The organism is Tumidithrix helvetica PCC 7403, assembly GCF_965232925.1.
Classification (GTDB): domain Bacteria; phylum Cyanobacteriota; class Cyanobacteriia; order Pseudanabaenales; family Pseudanabaenaceae; genus Tumidithrix; species Tumidithrix helvetica.
The window spans coordinates 1-16,026 of the sequence record NZ_CBDDRA010000010.1 but is presented as its reverse complement, the minus strand read 5'-3'; the positions used below and the strand labels follow the sequence as shown (position 1 = coordinate 16,026).

The following is a 16,026-nucleotide window of genomic DNA, read 5'->3' as shown; positions in this document are numbered from 1 at the left end:
TGATCATTTATTATAGAGCGTCCAGATTAAGACATAATAATCAATGTCAAGATTTTAAGTGAATTAGGATTAATTAACTATGGGAGGCAATGATCGCCTACTCAGAGCTGCGCGAGGCGAAGTGCTAGATCGTCCGCCAGTTTGGATGATGCGCCAAGCAGGTAGATACATGAAGGTGTATAGGGATCTGCGTGATAAATACCCAACCTTTAGAGAGCGTTCAGAAATTCCTGAATTAGCCGCCGAAATCTCTTTACAGCCATTTCGTGCTTTCCAGCCTGATGGCGTGATTATGTTTTCCGACATTCTCACTCCCCTTACAGGAATTGGGATCGACTTTGACATTATTGAAAGTAAAGGGCCAATTATCGCGTCGCCCATTCGCACCCAAGCGCAGGTTGATGCCCTTAAGGAATTCGATCCCGATACTGCGGTTCCTTTTATTCGTAAAATTTTAAGCGCGATCAAAGAAGAAGTTAAAGACCAAGCGACGATCCTCGGCTTTGTTGGCGCACCTTGGACATTGGCTGCTTATTCCGTTGAAGGAAAAGGTTCTAAAGATTATTCGGTAATCAAATCATTGGCCTACAAAGAGCCAGCGATCGTCCATAGCTTTTTGGCAAAACTCGCCGAGATGGTTGGTACTTATGTGATCCACCAGATTGAGTGCGGCGCTCAAGTGGTACAGATGTTTGACTCTTGGGCAGGACATCTTTGCCCAACGGATTATGAAAATTTTGCTCTGCCCTATCAAAAGATCGTCGTAGATAAGGTCAAGGCAAAATACCCCGATACACCGATGATTCTTTACATTAGTGGCAGTGCTGGGGTGCTAGACCGCATGCCTAAGTCTGGTGTAGATATTATCAGCGTTGACTGGACAGTCGATCTTGCCGAAGCGCGCGATCGCATTGGTCGCCACATTCCCGTACAAGGCAACCTCGACCCCTGCGTTCTTTTTGCCGATCAAAGTTATATCCGCGAGCGCATCTTAGAAGTGGTGCAAAAAGCTGGAAATAAAGGTCACATCATGAATTTGGGGCATGGCATTTTATCGACCACGCCCGAAGAAAATGCTCGTTTCTTTTTTGAGACGGTCAAAGGATTGGCTTAATTGCTCCGAGGATTGCAACATAATTCTTTAGATGGGGGCGCAATGGCTGCGCTCCCGTTATTGTTTTGAGGATCATCCCCCAGTCTCTCCGTTGTAGGGGCAATTCATGAATTGCCCCTACAACGAGCTAAGGTATATATAAGTTTTTGCTGCTTGGTTTCAGTGTTTGATCCCCCCCAGCCCCCCTTAAAAAAGGGGGGAGAAGAAAGAGTTAGATATTTAAATATGGCAAAAAAAGTTTTTATTACGGGTGCGAGTGGCTGTGTGGGTCACTATCTTGTAGAGTCTTTGCTACATCAGACCGATTATGAGCTTTATCTGCTCGTGCGCAATCGTGCCAAGCTCAAAACCGATCTCAGCGTTAGATCGGGGGTAACGGTGATCGAAGACAATATGAGTAACATTGGGGCATATAAATCTTTACTTGCTACCATGAACTATGTCGTGAGTACGGCAGCCTGCTGGGGTGGCACAGAGGAGGTATTTCAAACCAACGTGCACAAGACCCATGAATTGTTTGATGCTTTAGATCCTGAAGTGTGCGATCGCGCCATTTATTTTTCTACGGCAAGCATTCTCGATTCTCACAATCAACTGCTCAAAGAGGCTGGAACGATCGGTACAGACTACATTCGCTCTAAATACGACTGTTTGGAATATTTGGAAAATTCTCCGATCAGCAAGCGGCTAATTACCGTATTTCCAACCTTGGTCTTTGGTGGGGCAGCAGATAAGCCCTATTCCCATATCTCGGCAGGGCTAAAAGATATTGTTAAGTATGTGAAATATATTAGATTTGTCAAAGGTGAGGGTAGTTTTCATTTCATCCATGGTAGCGACATTGCCCAAATTATTACCTATTTACTGACGGCCGATCAGCCAAAGTTCTGCGAACATCTACCCACGCGCCTAGTGATGGGGATGCCAAAGTCAACCGTAAATGGTGCGATCGCTGAGGTTTGCGAATTGTATCAAAAGCGCATTGGCTGGCAGATCGATCTCTCACCAACGCTGATCAACTTAATCATTAAATTATTTAAAATTGAAGTGGCAGAATGGGATCTTTTTAATGTCAAGTTGCGCCACCTTACCTATGATGTCGTTACTCCTGAAACCTTTGGTCTAACTTCTAAATATCCTCGCATCACAAATCTATTTGCTGAGGTAAAGTAAGTTTAAGAATCTGTTTACACTAAGTCCGATCTCCTTACCCCAATAGCTAATCTATTCACAGATCCAGCATTGTTTGTGAGATGGGATAATTACCCTACTCTAACCCTCCCCTTGCACTAGTCGCGAAGCGACTTTCCGCAGGGTAGGGGAGAGAACTGGATTTCTGGCTAGTATGTTCGCAGTAGTAACCAATGGAGAGATCCTAGAATCTCAAAACAAACTTTACTAACCGAACATGTAGCTCTTCCAACCTTCGCTGAATCAACCCTATCCAAATTCGTGACAAATTCGCTATGAATATCGATAATCTGCCCAAGCAATACAGCCCCCATGAAACCGAAATCAAATGGCAAAAGTATTGGGAAGAGCAAGGCGTCTTTGTTGCGGAAGCCGAAAGCGATCGCCCTAACGGGGATGCATCCTGCCGCCCTGCTTATTCGATTATGATTCCACCGCCCAATGTGACGGGTAGCCTTCATACTGGACATGCTTTTGAGGAATCATTGATCGATATTCTGATTCGCTATCATCGCATGAAGGGATTTAATACGCTCTGGCTCCCTGGCACAGATCACGCCAGTATCGCTGTTCAGGCTCTCTTAGAGAAGCAATTAAAAAAAGAAGGAATTAAGCGACAAGAGTTAGGACGCGATAAATTCCTTGAGAGAGCTTGGAAATGGAAAGCCGAATCTGGAGGTACAATAGTTAATCAACTCCGCCGCTTGGGTGTATCTGCAGATTGGACGAGAGAACGCTTCACGATGGATGCTGGCCTCTCGGAGGCTGTAACCGAAGCATTCGTTCGCCTTCACAAAGAAGGTTTGATTTATCGAGGTGAATACCTTGTAAACTGGTGTCCTTCTTCGCAGTCAGCCGTATCCGATCTGGAAGTTGACAATCAAGAAGTCAAAGGAAATTTATGGCACTTCCGCTATCCGCTTACAGATGGAAGTGGCTATCTAGTGGTAGCAACCACGCGCCCAGAAACGATGTTGGGGGATACTGCCGTAGCCGTGAATCCTGATGACGATCGCTACAAACATCTAATTGGTAAAACTGTAACACTTCCATTGATGAATCGCGAGATCCCGATTGTAGGAGATGATTATGTGGATCGCGAATTTGGCACAGGTTGCGTCAAGATTACGCCAGCCCATGACTACAATGACTTTGAGCTAGGAAAACGCCACAATCTTCCCACGATTAACATCCTCAATAAAGATGGTTCCATTAATGAGAATGGTGGCGAATTTAAAGGGCAAGATCGATTTGTCGCCAGAAAGAATGTGGTAGCGAAGCTGGAATCTCTCGGTCTATTGGACAAGATTGAAGACTATCTGACCACAGTTCCCTATTCCGAACGAGGGAAAGTACCCGTGGAACCATTTCTCTCTACACAATGGTTTGTCAAGATTCGTCCTCTAGCAGATAGTGCCCTACAAGACTTCGACCAGAACAACTCCCCTCAATTTGTGCCCGAACGTTGGGGAAAAGTTTATCGCGATTGGCTCGTAAAACTCAAAGATTGGTGCATCTCTCGCCAACTATGGTGGGGACATCAAATTCCTGCTTGGTACACGCCCTCTGGCGATGTGTTTGTCGCACATAACGAGGCGGAAGCCCTAGCCTTAGCGCAAGCAAAGCATGGCAAGGAAGTTACCCTAGAACGCGATGTCGATGTTTTAGATACCTGGTTCTCTTCGGGGTTATGGCCATTCTCCACCCTAGGATGGCCCGCACAAACGCAGGATTTAGCTACTTTCTATCCAACCAGCGTATTGGTGACGGGTTTTGATATCATCTTTTTCTGGGTGGCACGGATGACGATGATGGCAAAGCGATTCACAGGAAAAATTCCTTTTCAAACCGTCTATATTCACGGACTGGTGCGGGATGAGAACAATCAAAAGATGTCAAAGTCTAAGAACAATGGCATCGATCCGCTCCTGTTGATCAACAAATATGGAACCGATGCCCTTCGTTTTGCCCTCGTGAGAGAGGTGACAGGTGCGGGCCAAGATATTCGCCTAGACTACAATCGCAAGACCGATGAATCCTCCAATGTGGAAGCAGCTCGTAATTTCGCCAATAAGTTATGGAATGCTTCGCGATTTGTCTTGATGAATTTGGACGACGATCTCAGCCCTATCCCTCCCCAATTCCTAGAAAATCCCAACCTAGAATTAAGCGATCGCTGGATTCTCTCGCGATTCCATCAAGTGGTGCAACAGACGCGGCAACAGCTCGAGCAATATGGCATGGGCGAAGCTGCAAAAGGTCTCTATGAATTTATTTGGGGTGATTTTTGCGATTGGTATATCGAACTCGTCAAGTCTCGCTTACAACTGCAAGACGATCCTACAGTTCAATCGAATTCTGCCAAACTTGAATCTCGTCAAGTCGCCCAACAAACCCTTGCCTACGTCTTAGATGGAATCCTGCGACTCCTGCATCCATTTATGCCTCATATCACAGAAGAGATTTGGCAAATCCTCAATCCCGCCGAAACTGAAGATAAAAAGCATGTCCTCGCTTTACAAGCCTATCCCGAACCAGATCGCAATGTAATCGATCCCCAACTAGAAGAACAATTTGAGCTGCTCACAGGGGTAATTCGCACAATTCGCAACCTCAGAGCCGAAGCTGAAATCAAGCCTAGCTTGAAGATTACCGTCATCTTGCAAACCGAAAGCGATCGCGAACAGAAACTGCTCGCAGAGGGTCAAACCTATCTCCTCGATTTAGCTCGAGTAGAAACCCTAACGATTCAAACCTCGTCTCCTGTTGCTTCGGAACAAACTGAAGAGCAAACGATTGTGGGCGTAGTTGGGACAGTGCAAGCGATCATTCCGCTCACAGGTGTGGTCGATATTGCCCAGTTAAAGAGCAAACTAGAACGCAGTCTGACTAAGTTGGAAGGTGCGATCGCTTCTCTACAATCTCGTTTAAACAACGAAGGTTATGTGAAGAAAGCTCCCCCTGAAGTCGTGGCAACAGCTCAGGCTGAACTCGAAGAATTCCTCAAACAACAAACAATCTTGCGATCGCGTTTGGAGCAACTATAGCAGTTCGCATTTATAGAAAACGTAGCTAAGTCTAATCGGATAGATTAGGCTACTTTGACAATGCTCACCAACCTCCGTTCAACGAGCGAGGAGAATTTTGCCTTAACCTCTCTGGCGATCGCTATAGCGAACCTTATACCATTTTCAAAAAAGCTGCGGTACAACTTTTTGAAAACCCACTCGTAGCGCAGAACTCAAACCTGTGCAGGCATCTTGCCTGCACTACTAATTGGGCTAGAAACTTGCTTGCACACCTACTCGATAGGTTAGACCAGGTTGATAGATGCGATTGGTTTTTTCATAGGTCTGATCCGTCAAATTTTCTAGATTGAGCGTCAGTGCTACATTTTTAGCTAGTGGAACTTTCGCATTAAAGTCAAGGCTTAGATAGGCAGGGGAGAAGTCGGTAGCTGTCTGTCCTGCTGTACCCTGAGCAAAGACAGCACGGCGCGAACCACTATAGTAGTTAAAAAATAGATTTGCTTGCCAGCCATTGGACTCATAGCTAACGCCTAACTTACCAACGGAGTAGGGAACTGTTGCCAGTTGCAAGCCAACTTCAGAAGCTGTTTTGCTACTGGTGATTTTGGCATCAGTATAGGTAAAGTTGAGGAATGATGAGAACTCAGGCGTGATTTTCCATTTGAGGGCTGCCTCAATACCATTGGTATTCACTTGTCCAATATTTTGCCATTGAGTCACTGCTCCAGTCGCGATCGTACTGATCCGATCGCTTATACTGCTCCCAAAATAAGTTAACTGAACGAGGAAAGTATCAGTCACATTTACATCAAAACCAGCCGTCCATGCTACACCACGTTCGGGGACTAGATTGGGATTAGGAAACCAACCATGAACTGTATCAAACACATAAAGCTGATCCAGTCCGGGGTTTCTCTGAAGCACTGCAAAACTATTGCGAAAAGCAATATCGGGTGTAAGATTCCATCTCGTTCCAATGGTAGGATTGAGATAGCTACCAAAGTCACTTGTGAAATTCTGACGCAATCCAACTTCCAATTGAAAGTTGTCATCAATTTTCCATGCATTCAGGGCAAAGAGAGCAAATAGAGAGCGATTGCGATTAACAGTTCCATTTAAAGAGCTTAAAGCAGGAACACTACTGAGAACATCTCCGCGAATGGAATTCGTGTTAACATCAAATCCCCATGTAAGTTTGTTGTTAGCTGCTAGTTGCCATTGATGTTCGACACGACCACTCAGTACTTGTGAATCTAAAGTGCCTGTGCGAGAAAATACACCTGAGGGACCATAGGTATTAAAAAAATCTTGGTTGAATGCAATGGTCGTTTTCAAGATTGACTCGTCGCCACTGCCCAGACGACTTGTCAATGTCGCACCCACATTCGTTAGCTCGTGATCTAGGCGATCGCGTTGTAATGGAAAGCCAAAGTAAAGGAGCCCTCGACGACTGGCACTTTTATAAGCATCAATGCTAAAAGAGTTGCGGGCATCAATCGGAGTTTCAAGGCTACCATAAAAGTTATCGAGACGAGTATCGCCATTAAAAAGCCTGCCATCAGCAGGATTGCGGTTAGCAGCCCCAATCGGCACAGGATAGTTATTATCTGTTGAGAAACGCTCGTAGCCCAAACGGAAGTTCACGCCATCCACCGTGCCACCATAGCCAACACGGTAGCGTTGAAAGCCATAGGAACCCAACTCAATACCAGCAGTTGCTTTGAGTGGCTGTGGATCTTTTTTGGTCACGAGATTTATAACACCACCAAAGGCTTCCGAGCCGTAAAGGGTGGCACTGGTTCCACCTGTTAACTCCACACGTTCGATCGCATCAACGGGAATACCATTCAGATCGGTTCCACCATGATAGGTATTAACATTACTACCAAAGGAACGTCCATTAATTTGAAATACCGATTGGTTGATCGCAAATCCGCGCAAAAAAGTCCCCGTATGGATATCTGCACCAAACCCATAGTCATTGATCGCGAATCCGGGTAAGCTTCGCAAAAGTTCTGATGCCGTACTAGGATTTTGCTTCTGGATTTCTTCTTTAGGTACAACATAGACTGGTGCAGAAGTGGGAGAAAATGGTGACTTCTTACCCGTTACGTCCAGTTGAATTTCATCGCTCTCAGGTTTTGTTTGAGCTACAGTCTCAGTTTTAAGCGGAAAACTAAAATCAAGCTTAGGAGGCAATAAACTAGAACTTTGTTGAGAAACTTGCGATCGCAACTCACCTGCGGTTAAAACTTGAATATCTTGGTTTGTTTTTTGATTAATTTTCTGCGTTTCAACGATTGGTTCCGCCCAAGTCGTTTCGGCAATGCTAAAAATAGCCACAGCAACACTAGGTGCTAAGACTAGCAACGTCATACATTTCATATCTACTCAACTCCTCACAGTTTTGATCCCTAGGCTCAGATGTCATTAAAATAAGAGCATCAAGCAGGGTTTTTCATTATTGAATATCTTGAGAACTACTGTCAAAAGACAGAGAGTCAAACTTGCAGAGTCTTTATCGTTTCTACTTCTTCGTTGCAATTGCCAATTTCACACCTTCAATCTTGCGGATGCGATCCATTACAGCGACGGCTTTGCCATGGGTAACATTCTCATCAGCATTGATCACAACAATATTTTGCTTTTCCTGATTCATCAGCGATCGCACCTGTGCTTCCAAGCGATCTAAGGCGATCGGCTGACGATTTAAGAATAAATTGCCTTGAGCATCTAAAGAAACGACAACTTTATTTTGGGCTTGTGATTTTGCCGTAGAGGCTTGAGGTAAGCTGACTGGAAGCCCCTCTGTGCGATTGAGAACCAAAGTTGCTGTAATAAAGAAAGTCAGAATAGCAAACACCACGTCAATCATCGGGATGATATTAATTTGAAAAGGAGCTTCGGGTTCTTCAGGGAGTCGCATAATCTTCCTTTTTTGAGCGGGTTTCTGGTTCGTAGTAATAACGGCGATAGAGAAGTTCTAATTGTCCGCCATATTCTTGGATGAGCGCAATTTCTTGTTGGTAAAATCCGCGAAATGTATTTGCAAAGACCAATGTGAAAATCGCCACAACTAATCCCGAAGCTGTAGAAACTAAAGCTTCACTAATTCCTGCCGTGACGTTTGTCGTGCGACTTCCACCGACATCACCAAGCGTTAGAGAGGCAAAGGAAGTAATCAGCCCCAATACAGTCCCTAATAAACCCAATAAAGGCGCAAGACTAATAATTGTTTCAAAAGCAGTATTAAATCGTTTGAGGATCGGGACTTCTGCTTGGGCTTCGCTTTCAAGGGCAAGTCGAAATTCCTCAGGATTCGGATATTCTAATTCCATTGCAGCCAAAAAAATCCTAGCGATCGGAAATTGCAAATTATTTTGTAGCTTTGCTAAGGCAGTGTCGCGATCGCTTGCATAGGTTTTTAAAACATCGCGCACAAAACGTTTCTGCTTACGCTTAATTGTGAGCCAAAATTTGATCCGTTCGGCAGCAAGCGCCACTGCCAAGACCGAAAATCCTGTCAGGGGGTACATGACAACGCCACCTGAAACAAAAATTCGTCCAATGTCCATAAAATGTTAGAAACACAAATAAAGAATGTAAAACACCACAGATTAAATTTTCGATCGGTTATTTACCATATCGTTTTTTTGCGCCTATTAAAAGTTTGACAGCCTGTCAAACTTCTTGCTGCTGTATTTAACTTGACAGCTACTACGCAAGCTCATACATTGATCTAATCCTGTACTGCTTGTAGAGGTCTAGATGGAAGCATTGCTAAGTTCTAATAACTTTTAAACATTGCGGATTCCTGATTATGAATGTTACTGAGAAAGAACAAGAAATGCGCCCACAACTTGCTAATGTGCAACGCGATCGCGAATGGAAATCTCTAAAGATTTTTGTGACCGTCAGCATTCCTTGTTCGATTGCGTTACATTTTGCCACCCTTACAGCAATGCCAAATTTTGGTGGACAACTTGGTAACTCCTTCGATTCTCAACAAGAGGAGTTAATGGAAGTAAGAATTGTTGAGAAGCCTTTAGAGCCCCAAAACGAACCTACTCCAGATATCCTCAAAGTTGAAACACCTCAAGAAGCGATCGCCTTTGTCCCCATTGCTAATCTAGATATTTTATCGATGATTGGCAATCCCAATTCTCTAAGCACTGCGATCGACTCAGCTAAAGGGGCAGGTAACTTCACTCCAACAGATACAGACAAATCAACGGACAGCAAAACGCCTGCTGAAGCTGCCAAAGATATTGTCAAAGATCCCAATTCAATTTTATCGAATACCGCACCAAATTCGATCGTGGTCGCACCAAACTTACCGAATCTATTTATTGGAAAAGGATCGGGTAGCCTTGTTCCGAATGGACTTGGTAAAAATACATCAGGAATAGGCTGGGGACTAACAGGTAATCGAACAAACACTCTAGGAAATGGGCGATCGCCAAGTAGTGCCCTCGGAAAACTTGGCATTCCATTTGGACTCCCAACGGGCAACCTTAATTCAACATCTAAGACGACATCACCTAACAATTCCTCAACGCAATCTACTTCTACAGCAAATCCATCCAACAACCCATCAAGTAATAGTAAAATCCGTTGCCAGAGCTGTGTGAAACCTGACTATCCAAGCAATGCCAGAGAGCGTGGTTTAGAGGGGGAAGCCAAGGTTGCTGTTGACGTTGATGCAAATGGCAATGTAATTAATGTTCGCTTGCTCAATTCCAGCGGTCATGCCGAGCTAGATGAGGCCGCACAACGGGCAGCATGGAATTGGAAATTCGATCCCTCCCAAAGTGGCAAACAGGCAATTCCTGCCAGAATTAATTTTCAAATTGAGAACTCAGATTATTCAAGGCGTAGTCAGGAGAGAAGGCAATTAGAGCAACGACAGGTAGAAGAAGTTCCGCCACTTCAACCCCCTAGTAACCCAACCGCAATAGCGAAACCAACCGCTTCTCCTGAGCCTATTACTAAGCCATTACCTAACCCACCTAACCATGAAATAGCAAAGCCAATACCTTCTTCTGAACCTGTTTCTAAGCCTCTGCCTAATGTAGACAATACAAAACCACCTGTTACTGAACCTGCTCCTATCGTACAGCCACCCACAGCCATCACGAGTCCGCCACCGCTTGCTGTAGAGCCACCCAATCCTGAAAGTAAGCTAGGCGTACCTGCTGAACCCTCTTCACCAACAACTCCTCTACCCACAACAGGGAGTAGAAGCGGACAGAAATGAGTTAATGAGAGAAAAGCCAAAACACATCAGCAAGCGTAATTGGAATTCTGTTGCGTATCGTGCTCAGGGATTTGCCATAAATTAAAGTCCCAATATTGACTTCGGCTCAAATGGCGAAGCTCTGAATTGGGAAAGGCTCTAGTTTAATCACTAATTCTAGCTTCGCATAAACATAGGTTTACCTGTTCTTAAACTGGTAGCGATAAAGTTTAATGTGTTTGCATCGATCGCAAGCAGCGCGGCTCTATCGCGCTAGGTTTGTGCTTTGTAAATATCAACAAAATAAGTCGCTAGGCGAATCAATTTAATAAGAGAAAGGCAGTATGACAATCCAACGTAGAGATTTCTTGTTATTTCTGGGTGCAGGAGCAGGAACCATTTTATTCGATGCTATCCCAGGTTCTAAATCAAGCAAGCCATTCTCCATGCCCTTTATGGGATCTGAGCCAGAAGGAGCAGCTTTTGCAGCTACCTCCTCTAATTTAAGCTTTAAACCCATCAAAGGGCCAATGCCCTTAGAAACATCAGGTATCTCTAAGTCAAAGCAAATTGAATCTTATAAAACCTTTGAAGTGGTAGACGATCTCGTTTTACCCGAAGGCTTTACCTACGATATCGTGGCGGCATGGGGTGATAAAGTGGGAGACTCTCGCTTTGGATACAACAACGATTACCTCTCTCTGATTGAAACAGGTAAAGATGAAGGCTATTTGACCGTTAATTTTGAATACATCAGCAATACTCCTTGGGAGCAAAGCTTTGAAAAGGTAATTGGCAAGCCCCTTCCACTTAAGGATATGGCAACTGCACTCAAGGAAGCAGGTGAAGAGGGTGTCAATGTTTTAGTCTTGGGAAATGGCAACCCAATGAGAGCGAAGTTAGAGGCGATCGCCAAAGAAGCCATGATCGATCTTGGAATTGGCGTGATTTCTGTACGTCGCGATGCTGATGGTCAATGGGTTCGCACTTACTCCAAAGCCGATCGCCGCGTTACGGGTATCTCTGGATTAGCTGACAATCGCTATCTCAAAACCACTGGTCCCGCAACCGCAGTGTTTGGCAAAAAAGAAGGACTGGGCTATGTTGACAAGTTAGGCGATCTCGTTATTGGCACGTTCGGTAACTGTGCGGGTGGCACGACACCTTGGGGAACTGTTTTAAGTGCCGAAGAAAATTTTCAGGCTCTAGTCCCCGAACCAGTGATGCCCGATGGTACTTCTTTTGACCCCAGTAAAAAGAAACTCGGCAAAAATGATGAAGACGAATTTGTCGGTCTGGGGAACGTATTTGGGCTGCAAGGGAATAAGTATGGCTGGGTTGTAGAAATCGATCCTGCAAATCCTGATGACTATGGCACAAAGCATACTTGGCTGGGGCGTTTTCGCCATGAAGCCGTAGGTATTCGCGTCGAGGCAGGTAAACCCTTAGCATTTTATTCAGGCTGCGATCGCCGAGGTGGCCATCTATATAAATTCGTCAGTAAGGATGCGGTCAAAGATCCGCAAGACAAAGCTAACTCCAAACTTCTGGAATCAGGCATGCTCTACACGGCAAAATTTAATCCTGATGGCACGGGTAGCTGGATTCCGCTCAAAGCCTCTACACCCGTCAATCCCGATAAACCCAGCGTCTTAGCGGGCAAAATGTTGCCCCTACCCAAACGTCCCGATGGTGGTTCTTTTAAGGCAACTAAAGACGAAGAGATTGCCGAATTTAAGTCTAAGTTCAAGGTTTTGGGCGATCTGTATGTCGGTAGCGATCGCGAAAAGCAAGGCGCAATTTTAATCGACGCTCACTATGCTGCGAATGCTGCGGGTGCAACCTGCACCGCTCGTCCCGAAGACACGAAAATTGCATCGGATGGTTCTCTGTTTATCGCCTTTACCTCTGGTTCCGTCAGTGCTAGCGATGGCAGTCCCGATCTACGCATCTTTAAGGGTCGTGATGGCAAAGCTCACGAGCATGGCTGGATTATGCGCTTAGCTGAAGATGATAATGCCCCAGAAGCGATGAAATTCCGTTGGCGCATGATTGCGACGGGTGGAGAACCTGCTGATGGCGGACAGGGCTTCACAAATCCTGACAATATTGCGATCGATCGCAATAGCAATCTCTGGATGGTCACAGATATCTCAAGCGATAAATACAACAAAGCCATTCCTAGTCGCAAAGATAAAGAAGGCAAACCTGTCAGCCAGTCTAACCTGCGTGGGCTATATGGCAATAGTTCCATTTGGTTTATTCCCACCTCTGGTGCTGATGCAGGCAAAGCTTTCTTATTTGGGTTTGGGCCAGTGGAATGCGAAACGACGGGACCATTCTTTTCCCGCGATCAACAGACCCTATTCCTTTCCGTACAGCATCCCGGTGAAGTGAAAGGCACAAGAAAGGATATGGCATTTGAATCTCGGAAAATGGCGATGCGCACGACAGATGGCAAGGAATTTATGCAAACCCGCAAAGTTCCTATGGGTTCCAACTGGCCAAGCTTAAAGCCAAACGAACCACCTAAACCTGCTGTCGTGGCGATTCGCAAGCTCAATAATGACCCTCTGACTGTTTAGATTCTTTGTCCTCCCCCGTAGGGGCAATTCATGAATTGCCCCTACGGGCGATTGAGCAGTAATGTATTGGAGATTTACGTTTAATACCATTTTCAAAAAGTAATGCGACGCATTATTTTTTGAAAGACCGCGCTCCGCGCGGTCTTCAAATCTCGATCTGTTGCAAATCTAAGTAAAATTGGCATGAAATTGGTATAAACTCAAGCCAGTACAATGTGCCTGAAATTTGGATAAACCGTTAGCTTGCTATTTCCCAGTGGCTGAGGAGAGCGATCGCTCTCCTCAAGACTTTCACAGGCAATAAGAATGTCCTATGACTTTATCTCGACAGAACCTTCTGATTTATTGGAGAAGCTTGGGGAAGATTCCTCTTTTGGGAGTCTTTACTTTGTTTCTGTCTATTGTCATATCTCCAGTTTTGGGCAATATCCAAAAAATCGAACCTTTATTATTCGATACATTGCTGAGTCGCTGTGTAAAGCTGCCAAAATCATCTTCAATTCTTAGTGCTGACTTATCCACAGATGCATCTTTAGAATGGAATATCACGACTCGGAAAGAAGGTGATTATTACAACTATTATTTAGCAAGCGTCAGTTATCGAAAACAAGGGAAAATTCTTTGGACGAGATCTTTACCCGAACGGCTAGCCAACCAAGCGATCGAACGTAGCTATAAAAAGCCTGTAAATATTCATTCCTACAATGGATTTCCATTTTTGCTAGGCACGATCTTTACGGATAACACTATTTTTGTCGCTGATAGCAGTGGGGTCTTAGTACTCGATCGAAATACAGGTAAAACCCTAGAAGATAAGTCTGCTGAATCTTCTCCTGACTTGTTCTTTATCGATTGGGGGACTGTTAAGCTCACCACCCCAACCCAACATTGCGAAATAAAAATTCAAGGGGGACAATTTTTTAGTGGATGTGGAGAAGTTCTCATCTATTTTAACCGTAAAAATTTATGGGTATGGAATCAGTCGAGCCAACTTCTAGAAACCGCAAACTACAGCCAAAGCAAGCACAGAATTGATACCCATAAGCCATTACAATATCAAGCTAGAATTCCGCTCAAAACCGTTGTTGTGGAAATTAGTGGTTTTGTCGGCGAGTGATCGAGGATTTTGGATTAAATTACCTAGAATTCTAAGCACTACATGGGAATGAGTCTTTGCCCGCAACTGGACATATTCTTGAGCTTGATAAGCGATCGCTAACGACTTGATGAGAAGTAAGCAGGTAGCTGTAACTGCACCATATCATGGTATAACGACTTCTAGTTGATCGTTTAGCATAGCGAATGCAGTTCAGCTCAACCGTTATACTTCAAAACTTGTACTCCTAGAAATCCTATGGAAAGCCAGAAGATCGTAGCGCTACAAAATATCTTCAGTTCTAGACTAGATACGTTGGGTCATCTCTTAAAGATAGTGGAGAGTCATTTCGCAGACGATGTGGCGTCTATATTGCAGTGCCGCATAGCGCCCGATATGTTGCCTTTTGGCACACAAATTGCATTTACTTGCAATCAGCCTCGCAACTTCGCGTTGTGGTGCTTAGGGCAGTCGGAGAACAACCTGAACCCTGACGTAGCATCTTTAGCTGAGGCTCGCAGTCATATTTCATCTACTCAGGAACTGCTGACAACGATCGATGTTGCTGATACTAAGCTTGCAGAGATCAAGCGAATCAATCTCGGACAAGGGCTATACCTAGAATTATCTGGATTCTCATATGTAGATGATTTTTTGATACCAAATTTTTATTTCCATCTGACGACGGCTTACGACATCCTGCGGATGGCAGGAGCACCAATAGGAAAACGCGATTTTATGATGCATTTGGTACCCTTTGTAAAGCACCAAGGTGATGCATAATATTGATGCATAATACTGAAGTGAATCGAGCAAAATAACGCTCTAGTTGTGAGTTCAAGGCGACTAATTCCGATCGCTTTAATCGCTATTCATGCTTACTCAATACTTTTCTATGTCGCTCCAACGAATAGGTAGAACATGTCATCCCCCGATCCAATGAGCATTCGTCAGCTTTCCGCCAACGACCTGACACTTATGGAGGGGATGTTGGCTACCTTTGGTGAGGCTTTCGATGAAGTCGATACCTATAACTCGTCTCGTCCAAGCAATGCCTATCTCAAGCGGTTGCTAAATAGCGATAATTTCATCGCGCTTGCAGCGTTAAAAAATGGATCGGTAGTCGGAGGTATCGCTGCTTACGAACTCCAGAAGTTTGAGCAGGAGCGTAGTGAAATTTATATTTACGATCTGGCTGTAGCAGCAGCGCATCGACGCGAAGGCATTGCTACTGCATTAATTCAGGAATTAAAGAAGATCGCTGTAGCACGAGCAGCCTATGTTATTTTTGTACAGGCAGACATCGGGGATGACCCTGCAATTGCACTCTACACGAAGCTTGGGACACGCGAAGAAGTGCTTCATTTTGATATTGCTGTTGCGGGCAGCGATGACGATGCATAACAACTTTGGAGTACACCAGCTTTTAGTTGGGGTTGCCTGAGTCTGGCGATCGCGAACGTTAGGCAGTACTTTCCCATTATGTGCCCTTAATGTAGATCGAACTGCTCAAGCAATTTCTTTGGCATGTTAGGTTAGCTTTATTCTGTCGTAGTATAGCAATCAAGACTAGGCTTGTGGAAAGCATGAATCTTGCCTTGCCGCGATGCCTTATATTTCTAAAAAAGAGTATGGAAGACTATCTACAAGTAAGTGATACCAATTTAAATTATATTGGCAACAGATAGGGCTTCCAAAATGAAAGGATATCCAGTAATCGATGCTATAACTTGGGGAGTTAATTCTGCTAGAAGTTGGTCTACCTTTTCCCTAAG

11 protein-coding genes are annotated in these 16,026 nt (G+C 44.6%); 8 read left to right on the top strand and 3 right to left on the bottom strand.

Annotated features, from left to right (window positions below; all coding sequences use genetic code 11):
* Window positions 1-79: 79 nt before the first annotated feature.
* The 3 genes from hemE to ACP2WE_RS10935 all read left to right on the top strand — a co-directional run bounded on the left by hemE (window position 80) and on the right by ACP2WE_RS10935 (window position 5,352).
* On the top strand, window positions 80-1,114 hold the full coding sequence (gene hemE, locus ACP2WE_RS10945) for a uroporphyrinogen decarboxylase (protein WP_425215591.1): 1,035 nt from the start codon (window positions 80-82) through the stop codon (window positions 1,112-1,114).
* Window positions 1,115-1,339: 225 nt separating this feature from the next.
* The gene (locus ACP2WE_RS10940) at window positions 1,340-2,287 is read left to right on the top strand and encodes an NAD-dependent epimerase/dehydratase family protein (protein WP_425215590.1); all 948 of its coding nucleotides are present in this window, start codon (window positions 1,340-1,342) and stop codon (window positions 2,285-2,287) included.
* Window positions 2,288-2,580: 293 nt separating this feature from the next.
* Complete coding sequence (locus tag ACP2WE_RS10935; protein WP_425215589.1) at window positions 2,581-5,352, top strand: valine--tRNA ligase; 2,772 nt, start codon at window positions 2,581-2,583, stop codon at window positions 5,350-5,352.
* A gap of 234 nt (window positions 5,353-5,586) precedes the next feature.
* On the opposite strand, the gene ACP2WE_RS10930 is transcribed toward ACP2WE_RS10935, so the two are convergent.
* From ACP2WE_RS10930 to ACP2WE_RS10920, 3 genes are all read right to left on the bottom strand, one after another.
* Entirely contained in the window at window positions 5,587-7,719 is a 2,133-nt protein-coding gene (locus ACP2WE_RS10930) for a TonB-dependent receptor plug domain-containing protein (RefSeq protein WP_425215588.1), read from the bottom strand.
* Between the two features lie 142 nt (window positions 7,720-7,861).
* Window positions 7,862-8,260: an ExbD/TolR family protein gene (locus ACP2WE_RS10925; protein WP_425215587.1), complete on the bottom strand. Its 399-nt coding sequence runs from the start codon at window positions 8,258-8,260 to the stop codon at window positions 7,862-7,864.
* Window positions 8,247-8,909 carry a MotA/TolQ/ExbB proton channel family protein gene (locus tag ACP2WE_RS10920; protein ID WP_425215586.1) on the bottom strand — a complete coding sequence of 221 codons (663 nt, stop codon included), beginning with the start codon at window positions 8,907-8,909 and terminating at the stop codon, window positions 8,247-8,249. Before ACP2WE_RS10920 ends, ACP2WE_RS10925 begins: the two co-directional genes overlap by 14 nt.
* A gap of 245 nt (window positions 8,910-9,154) precedes the next feature.
* On the opposite strand from ACP2WE_RS10920, the gene ACP2WE_RS10915 reads away from it, so the two are divergent.
* From ACP2WE_RS10915 to ACP2WE_RS10895, 5 genes are all read left to right on the top strand, one after another.
* Window positions 9,155-10,591, top strand: coding sequence for an energy transducer TonB (locus ACP2WE_RS10915; RefSeq protein ID WP_425215585.1), 1,437 nt, complete (start codon window positions 9,155-9,157; stop codon window positions 10,589-10,591).
* A gap of 323 nt (window positions 10,592-10,914) precedes the next feature.
* Window positions 10,915-13,155 carry a PhoX family protein gene (locus ACP2WE_RS10910; protein WP_425215584.1) on the top strand — a complete coding sequence of 747 codons (2,241 nt, stop codon included), beginning with the start codon at window positions 10,915-10,917 and terminating at the stop codon, window positions 13,153-13,155.
* A 313-nt stretch (window positions 13,156-13,468) separates the two neighbouring features.
* Entirely contained in the window at window positions 13,469-14,272 is an 804-nt protein-coding gene (locus ACP2WE_RS10905) for a hypothetical protein (protein ID WP_425215583.1), read from the top strand.
* 237 nt (window positions 14,273-14,509) lie between these two features.
* Window positions 14,510-15,034 carry a DUF1993 domain-containing protein gene (locus ACP2WE_RS10900; RefSeq protein WP_425215582.1) on the top strand — a complete coding sequence of 175 codons (525 nt, stop codon included), beginning with the start codon at window positions 14,510-14,512 and terminating at the stop codon, window positions 15,032-15,034.
* A gap of 156 nt (window positions 15,035-15,190) precedes the next feature.
* Window positions 15,191-15,655, top strand: coding sequence for an AAC(3)-I family aminoglycoside N-acetyltransferase (locus ACP2WE_RS10895; RefSeq protein ID WP_425215716.1), 465 nt, complete (start codon window positions 15,191-15,193; stop codon window positions 15,653-15,655).
* The last annotated feature ends 371 nt before the right edge of the window (window positions 15,656-16,026 follow it).